Origin of the sequence: Pseudomonas sp. NFPP12 (genome assembly GCF_900103205.1) — a bacterium.
GTDB lineage: Bacteria > Pseudomonadota > Gammaproteobacteria > Pseudomonadales > Pseudomonadaceae > Aquipseudomonas > Aquipseudomonas protegens.
In genome coordinates, this window is the sequence record NZ_FMWW01000006.1 from 435335 (window position 1) to 462288 (window position 26954).

At 62.4% G+C, this 26954-nt stretch carries 24 protein-coding genes and 1 tRNA gene; 14 read left to right on the plus strand and 11 right to left on the minus strand.

Annotated features, from left to right (window positions below; all coding sequences use genetic code 11):
• Nucleotides 1–233 precede the first annotated feature (233 nt).
• Complete coding sequence (locus BLS75_RS26790) at nt 234–1895, minus strand: OFA family MFS transporter (protein ID WP_072452107.1); 1662 nt, start codon at nt 1893–1895, stop codon at nt 234–236.
• 342 nt (nt 1896–2237) lie between these two features.
• Here BLS75_RS26790 and BLS75_RS26795 point away from each other — a divergent pair, with 342 nt between their 5' ends.
• The 5 genes from BLS75_RS26795 to BLS75_RS26815 all read left to right on the plus strand — a co-directional run bounded on the left by BLS75_RS26795 (nt 2238) and on the right by BLS75_RS26815 (nt 7452).
• Nucleotides 2238–4463 carry an AsmA family protein gene (locus BLS75_RS26795; protein WP_072452108.1) on the plus strand — a complete coding sequence of 742 codons (2226 nt, stop codon included), beginning with the start codon at nt 2238–2240 and terminating at the stop codon, nt 4461–4463.
• Complete coding sequence (gene mutY, locus BLS75_RS26800) at nt 4460–5527, plus strand: A/G-specific adenine glycosylase (protein ID WP_011058733.1); 1068 nt, start codon at nt 4460–4462, stop codon at nt 5525–5527. Before BLS75_RS26795 ends, mutY begins: the two co-directional genes overlap by 4 nt.
• Entirely contained in the window at nt 5524–5796 is a 273-nt protein-coding gene (locus tag BLS75_RS26805; protein ID WP_011058732.1) for an oxidative damage protection protein, read from the plus strand. Before mutY ends, BLS75_RS26805 begins: the two co-directional genes overlap by 4 nt.
• A 105-nt stretch (nt 5797–5901) precedes the next feature.
• Nucleotides 5902–5977 (plus strand) — tRNA-Phe (locus BLS75_RS26810).
• A gap of 320 nt (nt 5978–6297) precedes the next feature.
• A complete protein-coding gene (locus BLS75_RS26815; protein ID WP_072452109.1) occupies nt 6298–7452 on the plus strand; it encodes a Fic family protein in 1155 nt (384 codons plus the stop codon).
• A 73-nt stretch (nt 7453–7525) separates the two neighbouring features.
• Here BLS75_RS26815 and BLS75_RS26820 read toward each other — a convergent pair whose 3' ends face one another.
• The 4 genes from BLS75_RS26820 to BLS75_RS26835 all read right to left on the minus strand — a co-directional run bounded on the left by BLS75_RS26820 (nt 7526) and on the right by BLS75_RS26835 (nt 10395).
• On the minus strand, nt 7526–7804 hold the full coding sequence (locus BLS75_RS26820) for a hypothetical protein (RefSeq protein WP_072452110.1): 279 nt from the start codon (nt 7802–7804) through the stop codon (nt 7526–7528).
• 295 nt (nt 7805–8099) lie between these two features.
• Nucleotides 8100–9140 (minus strand): DMT family transporter, encoded by a 1041-nt coding sequence (locus tag BLS75_RS26825; protein ID WP_072452111.1) that lies wholly within the window; start codon nt 9138–9140, stop codon nt 8100–8102.
• A gap of 202 nt (nt 9141–9342) precedes the next feature.
• The gene (locus BLS75_RS26830) at nt 9343–9801 is read right to left on the minus strand and encodes a hypothetical protein (RefSeq protein ID WP_072452112.1); all 459 of its coding nucleotides are present in this window, start codon (nt 9799–9801) and stop codon (nt 9343–9345) included.
• A 252-nt stretch (nt 9802–10053) separates the two neighbouring features.
• Nucleotides 10054–10395, minus strand: coding sequence for an isochorismate lyase (locus BLS75_RS26835; RefSeq protein ID WP_011058729.1), 342 nt, complete (start codon nt 10393–10395; stop codon nt 10054–10056).
• A 122-nt stretch (nt 10396–10517) separates the two neighbouring features.
• Between BLS75_RS26835 and BLS75_RS26840 the strand changes: the two genes are divergently transcribed.
• Both BLS75_RS26840 and BLS75_RS26845 read left to right on the plus strand, forming a co-directional pair.
• Nucleotides 10518–10847: a hypothetical protein gene (locus tag BLS75_RS26840; protein WP_072452113.1), complete on the plus strand. Its 330-nt coding sequence runs from the start codon at nt 10518–10520 to the stop codon at nt 10845–10847.
• 49 nt (nt 10848–10896) lie between these two features.
• Complete coding sequence (locus tag BLS75_RS26845; RefSeq protein ID WP_041115266.1) at nt 10897–11874, plus strand: alpha/beta hydrolase family protein; 978 nt, start codon at nt 10897–10899, stop codon at nt 11872–11874.
• Here the strand turns inward: BLS75_RS26845 and gltS are convergent, their stop codons facing one another.
• Genes gltS through BLS75_RS26860 form a run of 3 tightly spaced genes read right to left on the minus strand, consistent with a single transcriptional unit; the run spans nt 11875 to nt 14818 of the window.
• Complete coding sequence (gltS, locus tag BLS75_RS26850) at nt 11875–13083, minus strand: sodium/glutamate symporter (RefSeq protein ID WP_065364941.1); 1209 nt, start codon at nt 13081–13083, stop codon at nt 11875–11877. It abuts the gene before it with no gap.
• A 52-nt stretch (nt 13084–13135) separates the two neighbouring features.
• Complete coding sequence (gene hutG, locus BLS75_RS26855; RefSeq protein ID WP_072452114.1) at nt 13136–14074, minus strand: formimidoylglutamase; 939 nt, start codon at nt 14072–14074, stop codon at nt 13136–13138.
• A gap of 18 nt (nt 14075–14092) precedes the next feature.
• Nucleotides 14093–14818 (minus strand): IclR family transcriptional regulator, encoded by a 726-nt coding sequence (locus BLS75_RS26860; RefSeq protein WP_019093890.1) that lies wholly within the window; start codon nt 14816–14818, stop codon nt 14093–14095.
• 259 nt (nt 14819–15077) lie between these two features.
• Here BLS75_RS26860 and BLS75_RS26865 point away from each other — a divergent pair, with 259 nt between their 5' ends.
• The gene (locus tag BLS75_RS26865; RefSeq protein WP_011058723.1) at nt 15078–15488 is read left to right on the plus strand and encodes a hypothetical protein; all 411 of its coding nucleotides are present in this window, start codon (nt 15078–15080) and stop codon (nt 15486–15488) included.
• Nucleotides 15489–15570: 82 nt separating this feature from the next.
• Here BLS75_RS26865 and BLS75_RS26870 read toward each other — a convergent pair whose 3' ends face one another.
• From BLS75_RS26870 to gabP, 3 genes are all read right to left on the minus strand, one after another.
• Nucleotides 15571–15891, minus strand: coding sequence for a hypothetical protein (locus tag BLS75_RS26870; RefSeq protein ID WP_011058722.1), 321 nt, complete (start codon nt 15889–15891; stop codon nt 15571–15573).
• A 358-nt stretch (nt 15892–16249) separates the two neighbouring features.
• Nucleotides 16250–18280 carry a DKNYY domain-containing protein gene (locus BLS75_RS26875; RefSeq protein ID WP_072452115.1) on the minus strand — a complete coding sequence of 677 codons (2031 nt, stop codon included), beginning with the start codon at nt 18278–18280 and terminating at the stop codon, nt 16250–16252.
• A 186-nt stretch (nt 18281–18466) separates the two neighbouring features.
• Nucleotides 18467–19858, minus strand: coding sequence for a GABA permease (gabP, locus tag BLS75_RS26880; protein WP_015633814.1), 1392 nt, complete (start codon nt 19856–19858; stop codon nt 18467–18469).
• A gap of 565 nt (nt 19859–20423) precedes the next feature.
• On the opposite strand from gabP, the gene BLS75_RS26885 reads away from it, so the two are divergent.
• From BLS75_RS26885 to BLS75_RS26910, 6 genes are all read left to right on the plus strand, one after another.
• A complete protein-coding gene (locus BLS75_RS26885; RefSeq protein WP_011058719.1) occupies nt 20424–21197 on the plus strand; it encodes an ABC transporter ATP-binding protein in 774 nt (257 codons plus the stop codon).
• A 13-nt stretch (nt 21198–21210) separates the two neighbouring features.
• A complete protein-coding gene (locus BLS75_RS26890; protein ID WP_011058718.1) occupies nt 21211–21963 on the plus strand; it encodes an ABC transporter substrate-binding protein in 753 nt (250 codons plus the stop codon).
• Between the two features lie 65 nt (nt 21964–22028).
• Nucleotides 22029–22721 (plus strand): ABC transporter permease, encoded by a 693-nt coding sequence (locus tag BLS75_RS26895; protein ID WP_011058717.1) that lies wholly within the window; start codon nt 22029–22031, stop codon nt 22719–22721.
• A complete protein-coding gene (locus tag BLS75_RS26900) occupies nt 22721–23410 on the plus strand; it encodes an ABC transporter permease (RefSeq protein WP_072452116.1) in 690 nt (229 codons plus the stop codon). Before BLS75_RS26895 ends, BLS75_RS26900 begins: the two co-directional genes overlap by 1 nt.
• A gap of 49 nt (nt 23411–23459) precedes the next feature.
• On the plus strand, nt 23460–24671 hold the full coding sequence (locus BLS75_RS26905; protein WP_072452201.1) for a methyltransferase: 1212 nt from the start codon (nt 23460–23462) through the stop codon (nt 24669–24671).
• A gap of 294 nt (nt 24672–24965) precedes the next feature.
• Nucleotides 24966–26597 (plus strand): BBE domain-containing protein, encoded by a 1632-nt coding sequence (locus tag BLS75_RS26910; RefSeq protein ID WP_072452117.1) that lies wholly within the window; start codon nt 24966–24968, stop codon nt 26595–26597.
• Nucleotides 26598–26954: the final 357 nt, after the last annotated feature.

Consider the following 26954-nt stretch of genomic DNA (forward strand, 5'->3'; position numbering starts at 1 on the left):
AGCTCCGCAAAATCATTGGGCGAAAAAGGCGAATAGTATAGGCCCCACGGCGGCTAAACAGAAACACGATGGACAATATCCTGACGGGCGCCAGCCAATGGCTGCGGGGCTGTACCTGTCATGACAACTATAGAAAACGGCTTGCCGGTGAAGGCGCCAGGCCTGGCAGGCCCGGGCACCTTGTTCGCCGGCCAGCCGGCTCCTGCGCAGGAGCTGGCTGGCCGGCGAAGCCCTTAATGGAACAGCACCGCGGTCTTCTGCAGGGTGACCCACACGCCCCACGCCAGGGGAATGCCCACGGCCAGCCAGGCAGCGATCACCAGCGGCAGGCTGGCGGATGAGGCCTTCCACTCCAGCACGACGCTGTTGTCGGCGCCCTTGTCATGGCCCAGGGCCTGCTCGGCCGCCAGTTGCTCGTCGGTCATGAAGTACTTGTCGGCCACCGGGCGCACCAGCAGGTTGCACAAAAAGCCCAGCACCAGCAGGCCGGCGAGGATGTACAGGGTGATGTCGTAAGCCGCAGCGCGCTCGACGCCGATGCTCAGCTGGTACTCGCGCAGGTAGTTCACCAGCACCGGGCCCAGCACGCCCGCCGCGGCCCAGGCGGTCAGCAGGCGGCCGTGGATAGCGCCCACCATCTGGGTGCCGAACAGGTCCGCCAGGTAGGCCGGCACCGTGGCGAAACCGCCGCCGTACATCGACAGGATGATGCAGAACGCCGCCACGAACAGGGCGATATTGCCCAGGTGGCCGAGGTTCGGGATCAGCGCATAAAGGGCAAAGCCCAGGGCAAAGAACACGAAATAGGTGTTCTTGCGGCCCAGGTAGTCGGAGAACGACGCCCAGAAGAACCGCCCGCCGATGTTGAACAGGCTCAGCAAACCGGTGAAGCCGGCGGCAATCGCGGCAATCTGCGCCAGTTGCCCGGCGTCCAGCTGGCTGAAGGTCAGGCCATTGCCCAGCAGCTTGCCGGCAAACACTTCCTGCAGCAGGGGCGAGGCCATGCCGAGGATGCCGATACCGGCCGAAACGTTAAGGCACAGCACCAGCCACACCAGGCGGAACTGCGGGGTCTTCCAGGCCACGTTCACGTGCACGTGGCGGTGGGTGATCATCGCATTGGCGGCTTTCTTCGCCGGTGCGTTCCAGCCCTCAGGCTTCCAGCCGGTAGGCGGAACCCGGTAGGCCAGGGCGCCACCGATCATGAACACGAAGTAGATGGCCGCCATCACCAGGAAGCTCTGCCACACGCCAACGCTGGTCGGCGTTGCAAAGTGGCCCATCAGGGCCGCCGCCAGGGGCGCACCGACCATGGCGCCGCCGCCAAAGCCCATGATCGCCATGCCGGTGGCCATGCCGCGCTTGTCCGGGAACCACTTGATCAGGGTCGACACGGGGGAGATATAGCCCAGGCCCAGGCCGATACCGCCGATGACCCCTGAGCCTATCCACATCAGCCAGATCTGGTGGGTGTAGATCCCCAGCGCCGAGATCAGCAGGCCGCCGCACCAGCACAGTGCCGAAACCACACCGGCCTTGCGCGGGCCGGCATGTTCCAGCCAGCCGCCCCAGATCGCCGCCGAGCACCCCAGGAAGATGAAGAACAGGGTGTAGATCCAGCCGAGCATGGAGATCGGCCAGTCACATTGGGACGAAAAGATCTGCGCGATGAAGCCCATGCCGGGCTCGCAAGCCACGGGCGCACTGACGCCCAGGGCCTTGGACAACGGCAGCCAGAACACCGAAAAGCCATAGGCCATGCCGATGCACAGGTGGATGGCCAGAGCGGCCGGTGGAACCAGCCAGCGGTTGAAACCGGGCTTGGCGATGATGCGTTCTTTGGACAAGAACGCTGGCTGAGCGGACGGACTGGCCGCCGCATTGCTAGTGCTCATGGATGTTTCCCCCAATTATTAGAATTGTTCATCGGCCACTCTTCTGCGACGACCTTGGCACACCGGCGCGGTCGTTTTATTGAGTAAAGCTCCATTTGGGCAGACGCGACATTAAGTCGCACAAGGGCGGACGAACCGCGAGAGGTTACCATTTGCGACAAACTAAAAAACCAAACTGACATCACCTTTTTTCCCGCCGCTGCTTTGCCCACAGGCCAGGCCGCTGGCCAAAAAAAACCGCTACAACGAAAAAACCTCTAACTGCAATGGGTGACCAGTCGTCAGGTTCAGAGCGCTATACTCCCCCGCTAAATTTTGAATTCGACATACAAGGACTCGCCCATGAAAGCGTTCGGCAAAATCCTGGGTCTGGTAATTCTCGGGCTGTTGCTGATCATCGTGGCTCTGGGCTTCGCCCTGACCCACCTGTTTGATCCCAACGACTACAAAGACGAGATTCGCCAGATTGCCCGCGACAAGGCCCACATCGAGCTGACGCTCAATGGCGACATCGGCTGGAGCCTGTTCCCCTGGCTGGGCCTGGAACTGCACGATGCCGGCGTCGCCACCCTGGCCAACCCGACCCAACCTTTCGCCGACCTGCAGATGCTCGGCCTGTCGGTCCGGGTGTTGCCGCTGCTGCGCCGCGAAGTGCAGATGAGCGATGTGCGTGTCGAAGGCCTGAACCTGCGCCTGACCCGCAACAAGGACGGCCACGGCAACTGGCAGGACATTGGCAAGGCCGCACCGACCGACAAGCAGGCCGAGACTCCGGCCGCCAGCACCGGCCAAGCCAGCCAACCACCAGCCGGCGCGGACAAACCCGCGCAGCCGATCCGCCTGGACATCGACAGCCTGACCGTGAACAACGCCCGGGTTGAGTACAACGATGAACAGACCGACAAGCAGTTCACCGCCGAAAGCATCCAGCTGAGTACCGGGCCGATTCACGAAGCCACCAACACCCCGGTCAAGCTCACGGCCTTCCTCGCCAGCAGCCAACCCGCAGTGCGCGTGCGCACCGAGCTCAATGGCGAACTGCGCTTCGACCGCGCCCTGCAGCGCTACCAGTTTGAAGACATGCGCCTGTCCGGCGAAGCCGCCGGCGACCCGTTACAAGGCAAGACCCTGACCTTCGCAGCCCAGGGCCAGCTGCTGCTGGACCAGGCCGCCAACGTTGCCCAGTGGACCGGCCTGAAGGTCTCCCTCAATCAGTTGCGCGCCCTGGGTGAGCTCAAGGTCAACGACCTGGACAAGACTCCGCAGATCAGCGGCGGCATCTCCATTGCCCAGTTCGACCTGGCGAGATTCGTCGACAGCATCGGCCAGACCCTGCCCACCATGGGTGAAGGCAGCCTGAGCAAGGTCGAGCTGGTCAGCCGCCTGCAAGGCACGCCCAGCAGCCTGGCCCTGGAAGACCTGAACCTGAAGCTCGACGACAGCACCTTCAGCGGCCGCCTGGCCATCGAGGACTTCGACAAGCAATCCCTGCGCGCCCAGCTCAAGGCCGACACCTTCAATGTCGACCGCTACCTGCCGCCCAAGTCCGCCGAAGCCAACAGCGCGGCATCGGCACGCAAGGCCGAAGTGCAGAGCAGCGAAGCCGATGCCATGGCCGGAGCCGGCAGCACCCCGCTGCCCAACGCACCGACCAAGGGCGCCTGGAGCACTGACCGCCTGCTGCCGGTGGAACGCCTGAGCAAACTCGACGTCGATGCCGACCTGAACTTCGGCCAACTGACCCTGGACAAGCTGCCGATCCAGAATGCCGCACTCAAGGCCTCCGGCCAGGGTGGCCTGCTCAAGCTCTCCAGCCTGCGCGGCGAGCTGTACAACGGCAGCTTCGATGCCAGCGGCAACCTCGATGTGCGCCAGAGCACACCGCAGTTGAGCTTGCAGACCAAGATCAACCGGGTGCCGGTGGAACGCATCCTCGAAAGCCAGGGCCAGAATCCTCCGGTCAAGGGCCTGGTGACCCTGAACAGCAACCTCAGCGGCAGCGGCAACAGCCAGAAGGCACTGATCGACAGCCTCAACGGCACCGCCAGCTTCGTCATCAACAACGGCGTGCTGCTCAACGCCAATATCGAACAGCAGCTGTGCCAGGGCATCGCCGTGCTCAACCGCAAGAACCTCAGCAGCACGCCACGGGGCAAGGACACGCCCTTCCAGGAACTCAAGGGCAACCTGACGCTACGCAATGGCGTGGCCAGCAACCCGGACCTGAAAGTGCGCATCCCCGGCATGACGGTGAACGGCAACGGCGACATCGACCTGCGAGTGCTGGGCATGGACTACCGGGTCGGCATCATTGTCGAAGGCGACCTGCGGGATAACCCGGACCCGGCCTGCCAGGTGGGCGAGCGCTTTACCGGCATCGAGCTGCCGCTGCGCTGCCGCGGCCCGCTGGAGCTGGGGGCCAAGGCCTGCCGCCTGGACAAGGACGGCCTGGGCCAGGTAGCAGCCAAGCTGGCTGGTGACCGCCTGCAGCAAAAGATCGACGAGAAACTGGGGGACAAGGTCAGCCCGGAACTGAAGAACGCGCTCAAGGGGCTGTTCAAGCGATGAGAGCCGAGGCGTTTTCAACGGCGGTGCTGGACTGGTACGACCGCCACGGCCGCCATGACCTGCCCTGGCAGCAGGACATCAACCCGTATCGGGTGTGGGTCTCGGAGATCATGCTGCAACAGACCCAGGTCAGCACCGTGCTCAACTACTTCGACCGCTTCATGGCCTCGCTGCCCACGGTGCAGGCCCTGGCCGAAGCCCCGGAAGACGAAGTGCTGCACCTGTGGACCGGCCTGGGCTACTACACCCGGGCGCGCAACCTGCAGAAGACCGCGAAGATCGTCATGGCCGAATACGGCGGCGAGTTCCCCCGGGACGTGGAAAAGCTCACCGAACTGCCGGGCATCGGCCTGTCCACCGCCGGCGCCATCGCCAGCATCAGCATGGGCCTGCGGGCGCCGATCCTCGACGGCAACGTCAAGCGGGTGCTGGCACGCTTCACGGCCCAGGAGGGCTACCCCGGGGAGCCCAAGGTGGCCAAGCAGCTGTGGGCCGCCGCCGAGCGCTTCACGCCCCACAGCCGGGTCAACCACTACACCCAGGCGATGATGGACCTGGGGGCGACCCTCTGCACCCGGAGCAAGCCCAGCTGCCTGTTGTGCCCCCTGGAGCGCGGCTGCGAAGCCCACATGCTCGGCCTGGAAACCCGCTACCCGATCCCCAAGCCACGCAAGGAAGTGCCTCAGAAGCGCACCCTGATGCCGATGCTGGCCAACCGCGAAGGCGCCATCCTGCTTTACCGGCGGCCCTCCAGCGGCCTCTGGGGCGGGTTGTGGAGCCTGCCGGAGCTGGATGGCCTGGACGACATCCAGCACCTGGCCCTGCAGCACTCCCTGGAACTGGGCCAGCAACAGCAGATGCCCGGGCTGGTGCACACCTTCAGCCACTTCCAACTGGCCATCGAACCCTGGCTGATCCGGGTCGAAGAGTCGGCCCTGCACGTCGCCGAGGCCGACTGGCTCTGGTATAACCTCGCCACCCCGCCGCGCCTGGGCCTTGCCGCCCCGGTGAAAACACTGCTCAAACGCGCGGCCGAAGTCTTGAATGCAGGAGAGTCGTCATGACCCGCACCGTAATGTGCCGCAAGTACCAGGAAGAACTGCCGGGCCTGGAGCGCCCTCCCTACCCGGGGGCCAAGGGCCAGGATATTTTCGATCACGTCTCGGCCAAGGCCTGGGCCGACTGGCAGAAACACCAGACCCTGCTGATCAACGAAAAGCGCCTGAACATGATGAATGCCGACGATCGCAAATATCTGCAGGGCGAGATGGACAAGTTTTTCTCCGGCGAGGAATACGCCAAGGCCGACGGCTACGTGCCGCCGGCTGAGTAAAGCTGTTGAAAATCGGGGGTGGAACGTAAGCGACGGTAATAATTAAACATTTTTTTCAAAACTTGCTTGACGCCCCCCTGAAAAACCCGTTTAATGCGCCCCGTTGCCCAGATAGCTCAGTCGGTAGAGCAGGGGATTGAAAATCCCCGTGTCGGCGGTTCGATTCCGTCTCTGGGCACCACCTTCAGCTTTCAGGTGGTGAACGCATCACGTGAAAGCAACCAAGAAACCCGCCTAGTGCGGGTTTTTTGTTGCCTGAGATTTGGCCCTTCCCTCCCCCTGCGCGATACCTCCGCTTTCTTTCCTGCACAACCAAGCCCCCTGCACGACCATCACGCCGCCAACACAGCGCATCTCGCCTCAGCTTTTCTCAAGCGTTCACTTAAATGAAGAACCATCTTGAGATAATCATCTTTTGATATTCGACCAAAACCCCTATAGAACAGGCCCTACAGCAAAAAAATCATAGATGTTTTTTTCGGCTTTCGAGATGTTTGCACAATGCCTGCATTCTTCCATCACGATCTTGAGCTGCTAAACCCGTCCTTCGACTCCCATCTGGTGGACGTGCTCAGCGAGCTTGAGCACCTTCGGCGCTTGCGACTGGAAGGCGATACGCCTCCTGCGGTCTTCTATCAGCTGAAAACGATCTTCCACATCCTGGAAAGCCTGGGTTCGGCGCGCATCGAAGGCAACCACACAACACTTGCCGACTACATCGAGAGCAAGGTTGAAGGCACAGCCGAGGACACCGATCAGCTACGCGAAGTGGCGAACATCGAAAAAGCCTTGGACTACATCGAGCAAACCATTCGCCCGGGAACACCGATTACCGAGCTCACCATCAGAGAGCTGCACGCGATGACCGTCCAGGACCTGGAGCGAGAGGGCGATAGGACGCCTGGAGCTTATCGCCAGGGCGCAGTGCAGATCGCTCAGGCCACCCACCTACCTCCAGATGCCCTGATGGTGCCCAGCTACATGCAAGAGCTGGTGGAGTTCGTCAATCGGGAGGACCTGCCCAAATACGACTTGATGAAAGTGGCCTTGACCCATCACCGGTTTGGCTGGATTCACCCCTTTGGCAACGGCAATGGTCGCGTGGTGCGCCTCCTGACTTACGCACAGCTGATGAAATATGGCTTCAACGTCGATACGGGTGGCCGCGTACTCAACCCTACCGCTGTTTTCTTCAATGATCGGGAACGCTACTACGCCATGCTCGCCACCGCGGACCAAGGAACCAAGGCCGGGCTGGAGACCTGGTGTACCTATGCTCTAGAGGGCATTAGGGACGATCTGGAAAAGGTCAACCGCCTCACCGACTATCGCTACCTGACCCGGTACATCCTGGCTCCCGCCATTACCTTTGCTCGGGATCGACAATGGATCACTGCTGCGGAAGAAACGGTACTGACCACGGCGATCAAGTCAGGTGTTGTTAAATCGAGCGATATCGCCCAGGCGCTGCCCAAGCTGACTGCCGGGCAAAGGACCTATCAAATAAAGAAACTGGTGGACCAGGGCATGCTGTTACCCATCAGCACCAACGCCCGGCAGTACACCATCGGTTTCTCCAACAGCTACCTCATCAGAGGAATGATCAAGGCGCTTCGAGAGCAAGGGTTCATACCAGCACCGCTTGAGGCGCCGTGACACTCTCTTGGGCTCTCCAAGGGCGCCCAGAATCAAACTGATCCTGGGCGCGCTGGCGCACCGCCTGCGCCGATCAGGAGGCCCTGTCGGCACTCTCCATCGCCCGCCCCTGAGCCACATCGAGCAGGGCCACGCCATCACCGAGCAGTAGCGAGGCGATGTCGGCGATCTGGAACAGGTCGCTGGCGTCGGCCGTTTGCGCGGTCATGCAGGACAGGCTGTTCATCAGTTTGTGAAGGGCGCGTATGCGCTGATCGGCGCAGGCCAGAAGATCGACCAGCGGCGCATGGGGATTGATCAGCAGGACGGGGTTGTCCGCTGGCGTGTGTTGAAGAGGGATATATCCGTTCATTGGTGTAGCTCCGTGCGTTAGGGAAGCTCCCCCCAAGCTCTCCTACAAGCCGGGTGGCAGCTGTACGCGGGGTAGGAGACCGGTCGCACAACCCGGCCACGCCGAAGCGTGCCCGCGCACAGCCGCCATAAAACACAGGGCAGCAAGAAGCACCCAAGAAAAGCTGGGCGCCTGTGCACGGTGCGACTCTCGGGCTCCTACACCCGGCCGCTGATTTGGCAGCGACCGGCGCAGAGTAAAGAGCAGGTCCGATCAGCGCAAGCCCTCACCTGGTGACTGAAAGTAACCGGCCCGCTCAGTGCTTGTGCCGATGATGAATATCGGGGAAGTGCGCGTGGCTATGCCGGATCGGCGCGTGCTCATGGGGATGACTGTGGGGCGCTGAGCCGTCCCACTCAAAGCCGTGTTCATGCTGGTGGTGCTCGTCATGCCGGTGGCGATGGTTGTGCGCGAGAGGCTCATGCTGATGCTCGTGGGCATGATTCTCCATGAGGTGAATCAACACGCCGATGGCCATCAGTGTCGCCGCCACCAGGAACCACAGAGAAACCGGCTCGCCCAGGATCAGAATCGAGATCACTGCTCCCAGGAATGGCGCCGTGGAGAAGTACGCCCCGGTTCGCGCACTGCCCAACCCACGCAGGGCCAGGACGAACAACACCAGGCTGACGCCGTACCCCAGAAACCCCACCAGCAGTATCGGGCTCAGCGTGGTCACAGCAGGCAGTTGCGCGCCGATGGCCAACGCCAGGCTGGTGTTGACCACCCCCGCCGCCAAGCCTTTGCTGCCCGCAATGAACAGCGCATCCGAGGCGGAGACTTTCCGGGTCAGGTTGTTATCAATGGCCCAGCAAAGACAGGCGAAAGCCACCGCCAGCGGTCCCGTCCAGTCATGCGCAGTGGCGCTCTGGTGCGGCCATGACAGAACGATCCCGCCTAATACGATGGCAATCATGCCGATCACGATCCGTCGATCGGCGTTCTCCCTGAACACCACCCACGCCAGCAACGCCGTGAGTACCGACTCCAGGTTGAGCATCAATGAGGCGGTGGCACCCGCCGTCCGTGTCAGGCCGAACATCAGGGCGACCGGGGCAAGCACGCCGCCAAAGAGGATGGCTCCCATCAGCCACGGCCACTCGCGCACCGTCAGCCCCGTACGTTGCCAACCTCGATCCCGAGCGAAACGAACAATGGCCAGGCCGACACCACTGCTCAGATACAACAACCCGGCCAGGAGCATCGGCGCAACATCCACCCCCAACAGCTTGGCCAGAGGCGTACTGGCGCCGAACAAGGCGGCGGCAGCCAATGCATAGAGAACACTCAGATTCATATTCGGATCGCCTGTCAGGCTCGTTGCGTGCGGTGACGCATGATGGCTTGGCCTGTGTGGAAATGATGTGAATCGCCCCGCACCAGACAAGCGCGCCCTCTCCCAGCCAATAGCAAAAACCCTGAACCTTTCGATTCAGGGTTTTCAGACCTGGAATTGGGCATCACCCATGCTCAACGCCGGGCACCCCACCACCCCTCTCTCAGTAACCGTTATTCCAGTGGACGTTGAGATCACGCATGGTCGCCACTTTCATATCGACCATGCTCCGCTGTTCCAGCCCTTTGCGGGTGGTGATGACCTGGTATCTGCCGGCCGGCAACTGCACAAAGACGATCGGGCCCACTCCGCTCAGGCTCAACAGCTGATGCCCTTGCGGGTTCTGGATCAGCACATCGACATCCGAGGTGTATTCGTTCCCTGAGCCGACGGAAAAGGTCATGTGCAGGTTGTAACCCTTGGCCTGCTGAATGGCCCGCGACTCGTCCAGGCCGATGCCGCCGCTGACATAGGAAATACCGTTCTGTTGCAGCGGCTCCAATTGCACGCCAGCCGGGTCGATCGGCTCATTGCTGGTGGAGGCGGAGCGCACGCTCACTGGTGCGGCCAATAGCAGCACCGCGATAACACCTGACAGGACACTCATAGAAAAGGACTTCATGATGACCACTCCCGGGCTCGTCTCGAACCACTGAATGGGACGCCACCGTCAGGCCTCTGGCCCCGGGACGGCAGCGCCCGGGTCTCCCCTGCTTCATCTTGAATGGCCAGGCCATGTCTCAGGCCAGAAGCCGAATGAAAACCCTCGCTCGCCTTGTGCAACCAGGCTCGCCCATAGCTCCTGCTATTGAGTGTAAAACCTGACACAGGGCGGTTTAGATCGATTCGGCGTGAGGCCTTTAACCAAAGGAGCCTAGGCTAGGGGACCAGCCCCTCGGCTCGGAGCCTGCGCCGCCTGCCAATGCTTCATCTCCTCGGCGATGAAGTGCTGCACCAGATCGCTGTACATCTTCTCGATGGCATCCGGGTTCAGGCCTTCGGCCGCCGCCCAGTCGCGACGAGTGGCCAGCATGGCTTTGAAACGCTCCTCGGCGCGCACGGTGGCCGCCGAGGTCTTGAATTTCGATGCTGCCAGTACGTACTGGAAGCGCGCGCCGAGCAAGGCGATGACCGCTCGATCCAGGGCATCGATTTCCCGGCGGATATCGTCCATGCCCTGGCATTGTTCCGGGCTCATCTGATTCTTCACTTCCATGCTCAAGGCTCCATCGACGTATAGGGGTACCCGGGCTCGACCGGGCCCGGATTATTCCCATGGGCCCGCCTGGGAGTAAAGTTGCAGGCATCCGCCCATCCGGGCGCAAAGGAACTGCTCTCGTGAACCAGAAACGAACCCGAGTCCGCCTGCCCCATCCCCAGCCCGGCAAGACCCGCAGCGGGGCCTGGTTTTTTTTGCTGATCGGCAGCGTGCTGCTGGCACTGACTGCGCTGCTGGGCTGGACCCTGGTAAGCGCGGTGCTGGACGGACAGATCGTCACCAGCAACCGTGCCGGGCCGAAGCTCGCCTACAGCCAGGCGTTGCAGCCCACCAAGTTTTATATCGAGCTGCTCTGGCAGGGCACCAGCACCCTGTTGCTGGGAGCCCTGGCAGTTGCCGCGCTGTGGATCGCCCGGGTATTAATGGGCGCACAAAAAAATCGTCGCTGAACGCCTGGGGTCGCTCCGGTCCGTTACAGCCGCCAAGGAACAACCGCCCATGTCCCTGCTGTCCTCGCCCGACCTGCCTGCCGCCCGCCCCGCCACTGCCGAGCCGGCGCCCGGCCCCAGTGAACGCTTCAGCGAAGTGGCGGCGGACGGTTTCCGCCTTGGCGGCTTCAGCTGGCGCCACGCGCAAGCCGATCCGGCGCGCGCAGTGGTGATCATCAACGCCGCGACCTCGGTGCGCTGCCGCTATTACTTCCGCTTCGCCGACTACCTGTTCGCCAACGGCTTCGACGTGATGACCTACGACTACCGCGGCATCGGCGAGTCGCGCCCGGCCTCGCTCAAGGGGCTCAAGGCATCCTGGTCGGATTGGGGCGCGCTGGATTTCGAAGCCATGCTGCAACGCGCCCGGCGCGAGTTTCCCGGGCAACCGATCGACGTGGTGGGCCACAGCTTCGGCGGCTGCGCCCTGGGCCTGGCGGCCTCCGCCGGGGTGATCCGCCGCGCGGCCACCATGGGCGCGCAGTTCGCCTACTGGCGCGACTACGTGCCCGCCCAGCGCTGGCGCATGCTGGGCAAGTGGCATGTGCTGATGCCCCTGCTGACCCGCCTGTACGGCTACTTCCCCGGCAAGCGCCTGGGCTGGATGGAAGACACCCCCGCCGGGGTGGTCCGCGACTGGGCCACCCCGCACCCGCGCTACGAAGGCCGCCCCAGCGGCCGCAGGCTGGCCGCAGAGCGCAGTGGGCAGCCCTTCGCCCAGGTCAGCGCCCCGATCCTCGCCATCAGCGTCAGCGACGACCCCTTCGGCACCGTGGCAGCCATCGAGCGGCTACTGGGCTACTTCGACAACAGCACGCGCACCCATTGGCGCATTCGCCCCGAGGACATCGGTGAGGTCGAGATCGGCCACTTCGCCTTCTTCCACAGCCGCTTCGAAAGCCGGCTCTGGCCGCTGCTGCTGCACTGGCTGCAGCACGCAAGCCCGGCCCCGAACAGCCCGGGGCAAGAGCTGACGCCGGGGCGCTGATCAGGCAAAGGCGTTGATGAACCAGGTGATCAGCGGGATCGCCACGATGTCGATCAATACCGCACCGCACAGCGGCACGATGATGAAGGCCTTGTAGGAAAAGACCTTGTAGTGATCACAGATCGCGCCCATGTTGGCCACCGCATTGGGCGTGGCCCCCAGGCCGTGGCCCATGAAGCCGGCACACAACACCGCCGCGTCGTAGTTGCCGCCAAACAGGCGGAACAGCAGGAACACGCACAGCAGCACCATCACCAGCACCTGCACCACCAGGATCACCAGCAGCGGCAGGCCGAGCTGTTCCAGTTCCCAGAACTTCAGGCTCATCATGGCCATGGTCAGGAACACCCCCAGGCATACGTCGCCCAGGGTGCTCACGGCGCTGTCGGGGATGTCGATGATCCGCGCCCGGTCATTGAGATTGCGCAGGATGATCGCCACGAACATCGCCCCCACGTAGCTTGGCAGGACGATGCCCAGGTGCTCGTTCAGCGCGCTACCGATCCAGAAACCCAGCACCATGATCAGCAGAATGCAGGTCAGCAGGCGCAGCAGGGTCGGCGCATCCAAAGGCGCCACCGAACCCTGGGCAGCGTTTTCCAGGTGCTGCAGGGTACTGACCTGATCGGCCTGGATCTGCAGGCGGTTGCGCTCGATCAGCCAGCGCGCCAGCGGGCTGCCCAACAAGCCGCCGGCAACCATGCCGAAGGTTGCCGAGGCCAGGGCCGCCGTGGTGGCCCCCACCGCCCCGAGGTTTTCCGCGATCGGGCCAAAGGCCGCCGCCGCGCCAAAGCCACCCTCCAGGGACACCGCACCGGCCATGATGCCCAGCAGCGGGTCGATGCCCAGCGCCTTGGCGGCACCGACCCCTACCAGGTTCTGCAGCAGCGCCAGGGACCAGCAGGCCCCCAGGTAGACGAACAGGATCTTGCCGCCACGACGCAGCAGGCCGAGGCTGCCCCCCAGGCCCACGGTGGTGAAGAACGCCACCATCAAGGGCGTCTGGATCGCGGTGTCGAGCTTGATCGCCAGCAGTTGCTGATCGCGCAGCAGCCAGACGATCAGGGCAAAGCCGAAACCGCCGATCACCGGCGCCGGGACACAGAGCTGGGTCAGCCAGCGGCTGCGTTTCTTCAGCTGGGCTCCCACCCCCAGCAGGATCAGGGCTAGCGCCAGGGTGGTCAGCGCGTCCAATTCAAAAGTCGGCATGGCAAACATCTCTTCTTGTCATTGTGGTGTTGCGCGGCGAGGGGCATGCCCCTCAGTGAATCAGGCTGGCCAGCAGACGCGCGGCCACGCGGGCGGTGCGCTGGTCCTGGTCGAGCCCGGGATTGAGTTCGGCAATGTCGGCCACGCGCAATTTGCCGCTGGCCCGAGCACGGCGTACCAGGTGCTCGACCACCTGTATATCCACCCCGTGGGCCGAGGGCGCACTGACGCCGGGAGCCTGGCTGGCCGGCAGCACATCCAGACACAGGGTCATGTAGAGCACGTCGATACCGTCGAGAAAAGCGTCCAGGCAGGCCTCGACTGCCGGCAGGTTCCAGCCCTGCATCTGCCGGTCCAGCAGGTAGCGCACATCGAGCTCCCGGGCTTGCTCGAACAGCGCCTGGGTGTTGCTCAACTCGCTGACCCCCAGACAGCAATACTCGAAAGGCATGCCGGCCTGCCGGCAGTACTCGGCGATCTGCCGGAACGGCGTACCGGAGCTGCTTTGCGGCGCATGGCGCAGATCGAAGTGGGCATCGAAATTGAGAATGCCGATGCGCGGGCAGGGCTGTTGGCGGCGCAGGTGATCGGCCAGGCCACTGAAGCTGGCAAAGGCGATTTCATGACCACCGCCCAGCCCCAGGGCCAGGTGCCCCTGTTCGAGCAACAGGCCGAGGCGCTCGGCGTAGCGCTGCTGGGCGCTTTCCAGGTGGTGGTCGGTGCAAGTCACGTCCCCTGCGTCATACAGCGGGCCGGTGCCGTGCCAGGCCAGGTTGGCCAGGGCCGCGCGCAAGGCTGCCGGGCCCTGGCTGGCACCGGTGCGCCCCTGGTTGCGCTTGACCCCTTCGTCACAGGCCAGCCCGAGCAAGGCGATACCCGCCGGCTGCTGTTCGGCCCAGGGCTGCACCCACTGGTGCCAGCGCCGGGCGGCAAGGCCTTCGGACAGGTCGATACGACCCTGCCACAGGTGCATGGGGGCGGTGCTGATCATGGTCTTGCTCCAGTCAATTCAATCCAGTCGGGCGCTCAGGCGCTGGGCCGCTTCGCGGGTCCAGCGGATCAGCCGCTCACTGCGCTGTTCGGCGCGGAACGCCGGGGCCATGAGGCTGATGGCGCCTTGCAAGCGGTCACGGCTGTCCAGCAAGGGCGCGCTGACACCCCAGATGCCCAGATCGATCTCGCTCAGGCTCACCGCATGCCCGGCGGCGCGAATGGCCCCGTAGCTGTCCAGGTGCGCGGCGAAATCCGCCTCCTCGACGCCCTGCTGGCGCAGGATCGACAAGCACAGCTCAGGCTCCATGTAGGCCAGCAACACCTTGGCCGAGGCGCCCAGCAGCAGCGGCTGCGCCAGGCCTTTCTGGTAGCAGCAGCGCAAGGGCTGCGGGCTGTCCACCAGCTCGATGCAGATCGCCTGCCCGTTGCTTGGCACCATCAGCGCGACGCTTTCCTGGCTGAGTTCGGCCAGACGGTTGAGCTCCGGCTTGGCCAGGGTCACCAGCAGGCCTTCGCGGTCGAACTTCTTCGCCAGTTGCAGGCAAGCGGGCCCGGGCAGGTAACGGCCCTGGCCATTGTCCTGGGCCAGCCCCCAGCGCAGCAGGGTCTTGAGGTGGCGATAGGTGCTGCTCAGGGGCTGCTGCAGGTTCAGCGACAGCTCCTTGGCAGACATGGCCTCCGGTGATTGCCCCAGGGCCACGAGTATTTGCAGCAGACGGTCGGTGGGCGTGTGGTAGTGCATAGCGGCCTCTTGCAGCCATGGTGCATGGAGTTTCCCGGCAAATGAAATCAGATTCCCATGCAGTGGGAAAAGGCTGCAAAAAACCTTCGGCACAGGTGCTGCGCCGCAATGGACCTCTGCCCATGCAGGATCGTCGGTACCCGCCTTGAGGCCTTGGCGGGTGCCAGCGCAGCGATTTGCTGGCATCCTTTCCCGCCTGACCGGCCGTTCGCCCCGAATTCGCGAGCGCCGCCCCTTTGCGCAACAAGGTAAGACGCCCATGGCATCGATCGACAAACAACACAAACGTGCCGCCCGGGCAAAGGCCAAGGCCAAGCAGAACCGCGCCAAGCGCACTGCACCGACCTCGGAGCTGGAACTGGACCCCAACGACAGCCGCATCGACTTCGAATCGGTGGACCTGACCGAGCTGTTCGTGAAGATGCGCGACGCCGAGAAAACCAGCCAGCAGGCGCTGTGCACGGTCTTCCTCTCGGACCCGCTGCTGGAGCTGGTCTATGAGCAGGAGGGCGAACAGGGCGCCACGGACTTCATCCTTGCGGCGCTGATCGAATACCGTAACTGGTCCACCGAGGCCGACGAGGCCACGGCCCTGGCCTGGATCGAGTCCGAGGCCTTCCAGGCCGACTACATGGCCGCATCCCAGGCACTGTTCAGCGCCGAAGGCTGAGTTTCTTCCGGGCATGAAAAAAGGGCGCACTCAGCAATGAATGCGCCCTTTTTCGTTTCAGCCAAACAGCCTGGCGTGATGCTCAGGCAGCTTCGAGCCGAGGGATTTCCATGCCGATGCGCGAGCTGGCGAAGTTCAGGTCGCCGCTGGCGATGGACTGGGCCTTGAAGCCTGCGCCGATCAGGTCGCGTACATACAGCTTGTTGTAGATGAACATGAACACCAGGTTGCTCAGGCCGAAGGTGAACATGGCCAGCAGGAACATGATGGCAGCCCATTTCCAGTCGGCGCGGAACAGCGCCGGGATGAAGCCGAAGAAGAACACGGTCCAGGAGAAACCAACTGGCGCTTCCTTGATGGCTCCGGTGTTCGGGTTTTTGAAGATGATTTTAGTGAACGCCATGCGCGTCTCCTTGCCGCCCTTTCTTTAAGGGACCAATGGCCGGGCGATCACCATTGAACCCTGAATGCTCGTTCTTCGAACCGGGACTGTCAGGCAGGCGCTGACACTCAGGAACCATGGCGGCCACGCAGGGAACAAGGGACAGAAGCAGAAGGCGGATTCAGGGCCCCGACAAGCATTCAATCCCTTGCAATACAGCGCTATTCCATAGCTCCTCTCACGCTGGCACGCAAGAGCTCTTATCGAAGAGCGCGCAGGCTACTATTTCGCCAGCGGGCTGTCCATGAAACGCCATGTAACAAGTCACAAATCCAGCAAAAAGGCCGCCGTCAATGCTGACGGCAGCCTTTTTTGCCTTTCAGAACGCCAAACTCTCAGAGCCGGTATCCCCAGCCGAGGCCTTCGTCAGTGCCTGGTGGTATTGCTGGGCACTGATTTCGCTGAGCGTCGCGTAACCGTCGTACTGGTAGAAACGCTGCTTGTCCCGGGCATAGCGCTGGGCAACAAACTCCAGGCTGGCCAGGTCGATGCGCTTGGCACTCACCGGCCGCCGGCCACAGAACAGCTTGCGCGTGCCCAATTGCAGAAAGTCCGGATGTGGAACCATCACTTCCTCCGGGCTGAATTCCACCTCCAGCGGTTTGCCGGCAGCAAACATCAGTGTCGCGGTGAAGGCGTAGCTGCCCATGACGCGAGTGTGCGCCGGGTCGAGGGGCTTCTTTCTTGCGCCGTAGTAATACACCGCCCCCTTGTCCCGGGCCCAGCCATGCCCGCATGACTCGAAGCTGGCCAGATCCGCTTTGGCCATAGGCTCGGGCACCTGATAAAAGACACTGTGGCAAAAAACCCTCTGGCCATCTGTCAGGTACGGGCCGCCCAGGGCACGGTAATGATCGGCGCAGGCCGAAGAGAATCGCTCCGGCACCCGGGTCTCGGCGCGATGAAAGGGGATCAGGTACAAGCCATTGGCGTCGCCACACAGGTGTGTGTCCAGCAGCTTGAAACTGCCGGCATCCAGACCATTGATGGGGCGGCCATGGAAGTGCACCTGGCTCCCCAGCTCGAACCCGGAGCCGATGGAACGCAAGGCCTGGGCTGTTGACACCGATGGTGCCTGCAAGCGATGCCACCAATAATCTTGCAACTGCGGATGCGCCTCGAAGTACGCCGACCACTCTTGCAGCATGGTGTCATCGATCACCCCATCCGAACCGAGCGGGCCGTGCCTGTCACCCACCAGCAACGGCGAATAGTTGCCTTCGCCACGCTCCAGCTGGGCCACTACAAAACTCTCTACATCCACGTCCAGCGGCTTGCTGCGCCGGTAGACGCGATGCCGGTCAGCGTAGTAGTCGAATCCCAGGTGACGGAAACTCGGGCCATCGGCACCACGCAGGCGGGTGCCATTGCAGTAGACGAACTGATCGTCCACGGCAAAGTACGGGTCCGCCGCTTCACTCTGGCTCAAGATCCGGCCACCGGCATCGAACACCGACTGAACACGGTTCAGCAGGCGGAAGTCACCGACATAGCGCAGGGTTTTTCCGGTCAGGTAATAAGCCCGCCGTGCGTCCTTGGCGTAGCGCTCGTTGAGCACGCTGAAAGTAGCCAGATCGACGTTGTCGATGCGGTAGAAATACTCATAGGCGATGCTCGAGCCCTGCTGCGCCTGGACGATCACCGAATGCCCATCCGTACCCCAGCGCCAGGCCAGCATCTGGAAGCCATCCGGATTGGCAATAGGCAACGGCGAACCGTCCTTCTGATGCAGCACAATGCCGCCCCGGCAGACCTGGCCGCTGATCACTTGATAAGCCGGATGGTTGGTACCGCGTACCTGCTGCTCCGCCCCGGCGATCGCCCGGGCGCCGAGGAAGACCTTGTCCCCGTCACTGAACAGCACCGACCCCGCAGGCCAGTTTTCTGGCACCGGGTGCACAAGCGCCAGGCGCTCAGGCTGCGCGCCGTCGATCACCTCCTGCCCGTAGTCATGACAGAAGTAGGCACGGCACTGATCACGCCAATGGTCATGGCCCAGGCTCTGCAAGCCCCGACACGCACGCACCGGCAAGGCTTGCAACGGGTGGTAGCCATAACGCGCGAAGTAACGGGGCAACGCATAATAATCGGCCCGCGCATCACGCAGCAGGTGCCGATGAACACGATGTCGCCAGAGCGGCTCGCCCTCTACCAGGGGGGAAGCCGGGAATTGCTCGGTCGCGGCCTGGCAAGCCTGCTCAGCCGGGGTCCGCCCTTCACGCTGCAGCATGAGGTACACATCCCGGGCTCGCTCCTCCACCAACAGCGCCCCCTCCACGAAGGCGAACCCTTGATGCCATTCGAGGTCGAGCAGTTCCCACTCGGCATCATCCATATCCAGGTCTTTCATCGCTGCATCCCAAGCTAACCGAGTGGCGGATTATCAGCAGGCGCCCCGGGTGGGTAAAGCGCCCCGTCGCCAGGCCGCGAGCGAGCCTCTGCCCGCCACCAGCAGCCCCCCCAAGTTGCATCCGGACATGAAAAAGGCCGCGGTCATTTCTGAGCGCGGCCTTTTCATAAAGAGCTGAGCAAACCGTCAGTTCAGTGCCAGGGCACCATTGCGCTCGGCCTTGCGCCGACGGGCCACCAACAGGCCGGCAGCGATGACGATGACACTGAGCAGGCCAGTGGCGAGGATCTCCACCCGGTGCTCTTCCTGGAACAGCATGATGCCCAGCACCGCGACGATGAACACGATCACAGCGTAAGTCAGGCCCGGGAACAGCCACATGCGGAAGGCGATCTTCTCGCCGGCAGCCATGCGCTTGTGGCGCATGCGCAGTTGCGAGACGGCAATCACCAGGTACACCAGCAAGGCAATGGCGCCGGAGCTGGCCAGGAGGAATTCGAACACCGCCGCCGGAGCGACATAGTTGGCGAACACCGCGAGGAAGGCCGCAGCGGTGGACAGGATCACCGCCCAATAAGGCGTGCCGCTGGCGTTGGTGCGCTTGGCGGCGGCCGGGGCATCGCCACGCTTGCCCAGGGAGAACAGCATGCGCGAGGCAGTGTAGAGCGCCGAGTTCAGGCAACTGGTCACGGCCACCAGCACCACCAGGTCAACGATCAGCTTGGCATTGGGGATGCCCATGCGGTCGAGCACGGTCTGGTAGGAGCCGACCTGGGCCAGACTCGGGTCGTTCCAAGGCACCAGCGCCACAACGATAAAGATCGATACCAGGTAGAACAGGCCGATCCGCCAGATCACCGAATTGGTGGCCTTGGAGATCTGCTTGCCCGGGTTGTGGGATTCCGCCGCGGCGATGGTGACGATCTCGGTGCCCATGAAGGAGAACATGGTGGTCAGCATGGCGGCCAGTACCGCGCCCATGCCGTTGGGCATGAAGCCCTGGGTGTCCACCAGATGCGATACGCCACTGACCTGGCTGTTGGGTAGCAGGCCGCAGATGGCGGCGAGGCCGAGGATCACGAAGCCGATGATGGCTACCACCTTGATCAGGGCGAACCAGAACTCGAACTCACCGTAGTTCTTCACGCTGAACAGGTTGGTGGCGGTCAGCAGCAGGGTGATCACCAGAGTGAAGACCCAGATCGCCACGTTGGGGAACCAGGCATGCAGGATGGTCGCGGCAGCGTTGGCTTCCAGGGGAATCACCAGCACCCAGAACCACCAGTACAGCCAACCGATGGTGAAACCGGCCCAGTGGCCGATGGCGCGGTCCGCGTAGGTGGAGAACGATCCGGTGTCCGGCGAAGCCACGGCCATTTCCGCCAGCATGCGCATCACCAGCACCACTAGGGTGCCGGCGGCAGCATAGGCCAGCAGCACGGCGGGGCCGGCTTCGGCAATGGCGTGGCCAGAGCCGACGAAGAGGCCTGCGCCGATCACGCCGGCAATCGACAGCATGGTCACATGCCGCGGTTTGAGCCCCTGTTCGAGGTCATTGGAGAGTTGCGTACCGCTCATGAAAAGCACCTTTGCAACGAAAAAAGAGTAACTCCACCCGGTCTGCATTCGTTCTCGTAAAAAGAATCCAACAGGGCGTTCTTTATATCGCACGCAAGAATTGCGCCAAAATGTTACAGAACCCCGGGCAACAAGGGTTGGCGAGCCGACCGATGGAAATCCCAAGTCATTGAGAACAATGGCATTTCGCCATTTCGTTACCGGCCGACTCACTTGCAGGACGAAATGGCGCACCAAAAACACACCCGAAAAGCAGCCGATGAGCGATTAGAGTGCAGATCCATGACCTTTGGCCCGTTAACCCTTCCAACACCCGGCCAAAGCTGGCACCATCGCGCCTTTTTTTACGCGACACCTACCGGATTTCAGGCGGATCCAGGGTTCAAACAGGCGTTCGGTTGTTGATGGGGCGACAGTCTTCTGTGCTGATGCGACAACCTGCCACACACCGTCTGTTTACCTCCGGTAGCGCTGTTGGCTGCGCTTGGAACCCTATGCTAGCTTGGCGCCTCGCCAGGAAGGCCGCCCAACAGCAGGAGCACAATGAACTCAATGAGGACCGCACATGGCTGAGGCCACGCCCGCGCTTGAAATCCGCAACTTGCACAAACGCTACGGCACTCAGGAGGTACTCAAGGGTATCTCGCTGACCGCACGCGACGGTGACGTGATATCGATCCTGGGTTCCTCCGGCTCCGGCAAGTCCACTTTCCTGCGTTGCATCAACCTGCTGGAAAACCCGCACCAGGGCCAGATCCTGGTGGCCGGCGAAGAGCTCAAGCTCAAGGCCGCGAAAAACGGCGAGCTGGTAGCCGCCGACGGCAAGCAGATCAACCGCCTGCGCAGCGAAATCGGGTTCGTCTTCCAGAATTTCAATCTCTGGCCGCACATGAGCGTGCTCGACAACATCATCGAGGCGCCACGCCGGGTGCTGGGCCAGAGCAAGGCCGAGGCCATCGAAGTGGCCGAGGCGCTGCTGGCCAAGGTCGGCATCGCCGACAAGCGCCACGCCTACCCGGCACAGCTGTCCGGCGGCCAGCAGCAGCGCGCCGCCATCGCCCGGACCCTGGCGATGCAACCCAAAGTCATCCTGTTCGACGAGCCGACCTCGGCCCTGGACCCGGAAATGGTCCAGGAAGTCCTCAACGTGATCCGCGCCCTCGCCGAAGAAGGCCGCACCATGCTGCTGGTCACCCACGAAATGAGCTTTGCCCGTCAGGTCTCCAGCGAAGTGGTGTTTCTGCACCAGGGTCTGGTAGAAGAGCAAGGATCGCCACAGCAGGTCTTCGAGAACCCGCTTTCGGCACGCTGCAAACAATTCATGTCCAGCAACCGCTAACGGAGCTACACGCATGCAGAGCTATAAGAAAATCCTCCTGGCCGCTGCCGTCACCCTGGCCTTCAGCGCCAGCGCTGCCGCCGAGACCCTGAAGATGGGCATCGAAGCAGCCTACCCACCGTTCAACAACAAGGACGCCAGCGGCCAGGTCGTGGGCTTCGACAAGGACATCGGTGACGCCCTGTGCGCCAAGATGAAAGTCGAGTGCACCGTGGTCACCTCCGACTGGGACGGCATCATCCCGGCCCTGAACGCGAAGAAGTTCGACTTCCTGATCTCCTCGCTGTCGATCACCGATGAGCGCAAGCAGGCGGTGGACTTCACCGACCCGTACTACTCCAACAAGCTGCAGTTCATCGCGCCCAAGGCCAAGACCGACTTCAAGACCGACAAGGCCTCGCTCAAGGGCAAGATCATCGGCGCGCAACGGGCGACCCTGGCCGGCACCTGGCTGGAAGACAACCTGGGCGACGACATCACCATCAAGCTCTACGACACCCAGGAAAACGCTTACCTGGACCTGACCTCCGGCCGCCTGGACGCGATCCTGGCCGACAAGTACGTCAACTACGAGTGGCTCAAGAGCGACGCGGGCAAGCCTTATGAGTTCAAGGGCGAGCCAATGGTGGAAAGCGACAAGATCGGGATTGCCGTGCGCAAGAAAGATCCACTGCGCGAGAAGCTGAACGCCGCCCTGAAAGAAATCGTGGCCGACGGCACCTACAAGAAGATCAACGACAAGTACTTCCCGTTCAGCATCTATTGATACTGACTTGCCTGACCGGCGCTCGCCCCCTGGGCGCCGGTCCTTAGCAAAGCCATCCAGACCCCATGAATATCGATCTCTACGGATTCGGCCCGGCGCTCGCCGCCGGCGCGCTGATGACCGTCAAGCTGGCCCTCTCGGCGTTATGCCTGGGGCTGGTGCTCGGCCTGCTCGGCGCCTTGGCCAAGACTTCCCCGTACAAGCCACTGCGCTGGCTTGGCGAAACCTATTCGACCATCGTGCGCGGCGTCCCGGAACTGCTGTGGGTGCTGCTGATCTACTACGGCACGGTGAACATGATGAGCGCGCTGGGCGAGCATTTCGGCAACCCCGACCTGGCCCTCAGTCCGTTTCTCGCCGGGGTGATCGCCCTCGGGCTGTGCTTTGGCGCCTATGCCACTGAAGTGTTTCGTGGCGCGATCCTGGCCATCCCCAAGGGCCACCGCGAGGCCGGCACCGCGCTGGGCCTTTCCAAGTTTCGGATCTTCAGCCGCCTGATCCTGCCGCAGATGTGGCGCATCGCCCTGCCGGGCCTGGGCAACCTGTTCATGATCCTGATGAAGGACACCGCGCTGGTGTCGGTGATCGGCCTTGAAGAAATCATGCGCCACGCGCAGAACGCCGTGACCTTCGCCAAGCATCCCTTCACCTTCTTCATGGTCGCGGCCTTCATGTACCTGGGCCTGACCGTGCTGGCCATGACCGGCATGCACTTCCTGGAAAAACGCGCCGCCCGCGGCTTTGTGAGGACGACGTAATGGAATGGGAAGTCATCTACAAATGGCTGCCGAAGTTCATCCAGGGCGCGACACTGACCCTGGAGCTGGTGGGCATCGCCGTGATTCTCGGCCTGCTGCTGGCCATCCCGCTGGGCATCGCCCGCTCGTCCAAGCTCTGGTACGTGCGCGCCCTGCCCTACGCCTACATCTTCTTCTTTCGCGGCACGCCGCTGCTGGTGCAGCTGTTCCTGGTGTATTACGGCCTGGCGCAGTTCGACGCGGTGCGCGACAGCTTCATGTGGCCCTACCTGCGCGACCCGTTCTGGTGCGCCACCGCCACCATGACCCTGCACACCGCGGCCTACATCGCCGAGATCCTGCGCGGCGCCATCCAGGCCATTCCCCCGGGTGAAATCGAAGCCGCACGGGCCCTGGGCATGTCCCGGCCCAAGGCGCTGTTCTACATCATCCTGCCGCGGGCGGCGCGCATCGGCCTGCCGGCCTACAGCAACGAAGTGATCCTGATGCTCAAGGCCAGCTCCCTGGCCAGTACCGTGACCCTGCTGGAACTGACCGGCATGGCGCGCACCATCATTGCCCGCAACTACCTGACGGTGGACATGTTCTTTACCGCCGGGGTGTTCTACCTGTTGATGTCGTTCATGCTGGTCCAGGCCTTCCGCCAACTGGAACGCTGGCTGCGGGTCGACGCCTGCCAGGGACGCTGATCTTCTCCCGCTCCCGCCAGGGAGCGGGTCTGCCCCGGACGCCATGACCATGCCTGCGATTCTCCAAGGCCCTGCGCTGCTCAGCCGTTTCCAGGCCCTTGACCGTTTTTTGCTGGAACACCAGACCCTCTGGCGCCCGCGTCCGTTCAACCACCTGCAACTGCCGTGGGAAACCGCTCATCCCGAACTCGCCCAGTGGTTGCGCCAGCGCTCCCTGGAAGACGCCGAAGCGGCCCACAACCACCCGGAGCACCTCCAGGCACCGGCCCCCTTTACCCCACTGGCGGAGCAGGCCCGAGCACTTGGGGCGGTGGGCGAACTCCCCATAAAGGCACTGCCCGCGCCTCACCCACGCCTCAATGTCGACGTACCCGGGCGCAAGTGGCAGCAGATCGAAGCCTTCGCCGCCTGCCTGCAATTCGACCGCACACCGACTCACTGGCTCGACTGGTGCTCCGGCAAGGGCCACCTCGGCAGGCGCCTGCTGCAACCCGAGCAGCAACTGACCTGCCTGGAATACGACCCGGCGCTGATCGAGAGTGGCGAACAACTGAGCCGGCACCACGGTTTGCCCGCCCGCCATCTGCAACAGGACGTGCTGGCCGATGACACAGCCCTGCGCCTGCACGCCGAGCACAGCCCGGTGGCCCTGCACGCGTGCGGCGATTTGCATGTGCGCTTGATCCAGCTGGCCAGCCAGCAGGGTTGTCCACAGCTGGCCATCGCCCCGTGCTGCTACAACCGCACCCGCGCCAGCCACTACCAGGGCTTATCCACAGCCGCCCAGGCATCACGCCTGGACCTGTCCCTGGAAGACCTGGCCTTGCCCATGAGCGAAACCGTCACTGCCGGTGCCCGAGTTCGGCGTCAGCGCGACACCTCCATGGCCCGGCGCCTGGCATTCGACCTGCTGCAACGGCAAGTACGTGGCCTCGACGAATACCTGCCGACGCCGTCCCTGCCCAGCCACTGGCTGAACAAACCCTTCGCCGACTACTGCCGCGACCTCGCCGCCCTCAAGGACTTATCCACAGTCGATTGCCAGGATTGGGCCGCGCTCGAAGCGGCCGGCTGGCAGCGCCTGGGCCAGGTGCGCAACCTGGAACTGCTGCGGGGCCTGTTCCGCCGTCCCATGGAGTTGTGGCTGGCGTTGGACCGCGGGCTGTTCCTGCAAGAGCAGGGCTATGCCGTGCGCCTCGGAACCTTCTGCGAGGCCCCCTTGACCCCGCGCAATCTGCTGCTGCTGGCAGAGCGCCCGTAACCGCCTGGTACGACAGGTCCGACTCACGCTCGTTGTGCATAACCACTGCGACCAGTGACCTCACTAACGGACGTCGGGCACCCCTTGGGTAACCCGCAACCCATTGAAAGTCGCCGATCAAGCCGGGGGATGTCCCTCAACTTCACGAAAGAAAAAAACCAAGCTCATTACGCCTACTAGTCTCTAAGGCGAGCTGGACACCAGCAGCACTCAAGCCACAGCTCTGGCGCAACTAAAGCGGTCATTTTTCGACAGGAAGTCGCCAAGTCCCAACACACATACAGGGAGTTACTCATGAACGTCATAGACCCTCAGTCACACACCTACGAAACCCTGCAAAAGGGGTTCAACTTGCGCTGGCCGCCCAGTATCGAACAGGGCGCAAAGCGGATTTATGTGTGTACGACACCCGATGAAGTTCTGGCCGCAGCCAATACGGCACTGCGTGACGGCTATCGCATCACGGTGCGCAGTGGCGGCCACTGCTACGAGGGTTTTGTTTCCAACAAGTTAAGCGGCGAAACAGAAAGCCTGGCAATTATCGACATCGGTGAAATGAAAGGCCTGAAGTACGAAGAGAGCCAATCCATCACATCTCCCTGGGACAACCAGAACAAGAAGTATCGATTCATGGCATTGACCGGCAATCAGAATTGGGACGGTTACCTGTCGCTGTACAAGCAGGCCGGGCGCACCATTCCTGGCGGCTCATGCTATTCGGTCGGTTTGGGCGGGCACATCAGCGGCGGCGGTTACGGTTTGTTATCGCGCCTTCAGGGCTTGACCGTGGACTGGGTAACCGGCGTCGACATTCTTGTGCCTGTGGAAAACTCGCGGCAACTGAAGTTCCGGCATGTTCGCGCAGACAGTCCATCGAAAGAAGACAAGGCATTGTTTACCGCCTGTTGCGGGGCCGGCGGTGGCAACTTCGGCATCATCATCGGCTACTACTTCGACCAACTGCCCCAAGCCCCGCAACAAGCCTACTGGATTCCCCTGGCCTACCCGTGGAAAGAGCTGATTCCCAACTTCTCGAACTTCCTGCGGGCCTATTGGCAATGGTTCTCGGATAACGACGCCGCCGCGACCAGCCCAGTGGAAGGGGTTGGCAATGGTGGATTGTTCACCCTGCTGAAACTGAACCATGTGGATACCTCCGACCATGTGGTGCTGGCGATCCAATACACCGGTCCCAATGGCCTGGTCGGCGGCGCAAACGATGTACCGCTCAACGACTTCATCAGCAAGATGAATGCCGCGGCGGGCATCACGCCGACTATCCATGACGGTTTCATCGCACCCAACATTGCACCGCTCAGGCACCCGCTTGCCGGCAGGAAGTTCAAAGGGGCGGTGGCTGAACACACGGCGATGGATTGGCTGTACGTCACTCAAATGATCAACGGCTCGGGCAACAACCAGCGGGGCAAATACAAGTCTGACTATCAGGTCGAACAGTTCTCCGAGCAGGCCTGCAACGCGTTGCTGACGCACTTGACCGAAGCCACGCCAGACAAACGCTTCAGTCAGTCGCTGGTACAGATCGACTCCTACGGCGGGGCGATCAATAAAAAGGGCATGGGAACAACTGCCGTTCCTCAAAGAAGCTCACTGCTTAAAGCCCAATACCAGACGTACTGGACCAACGCTGCCGATGACGCGGTGCAAATAGCCTGGATTCGCAACATCTTCAATGCCGTACACGGCGGCAAGCCGAAAAGACCCGCCTACGATGGCTGCTACATCAACTACCCCGATGTCGATATGAAGTACACCGCTACAGGCGCTGTAGACCCCGACTGGTTGAACTTGTACTACGGCTGGAACACACCACTCATCAACACACTTTGCAACCTGAAGGCCTCAATTGACCCCAACAACCTGTTCCGTCATGAAATGTCCATCCCGGCCACAAAGGCGGAATAGGTTCCGACCCGGGCACAGCACAACGGCATAAGCACAGCGTGCTCGATTGAGCCTCCAGGCGTCCGTGCGCCATTGGCTCGATGAGCATGCTGTGCGCTTGTGCGACAGGCTGTCGCGACCTGTGGATAAGTCTGTTGATGGAATTCTGGAAAAGCCTTGGATTGCTTGGCTTTGGACGACCTTCACGGACTGGTCATTTTTTGTTCACAAAATAAAATCCCGAAAAAACAGCCAGTTGCATAAAGATGAGAACGGCTCCACAAATTCGACACTTCTCGGCGCTGGCAACCCATCCGTTGTGCATAAACACCTTAGCGAACGGGCATAACGCCATTCGCCCAGGTGCCATGGGACGAT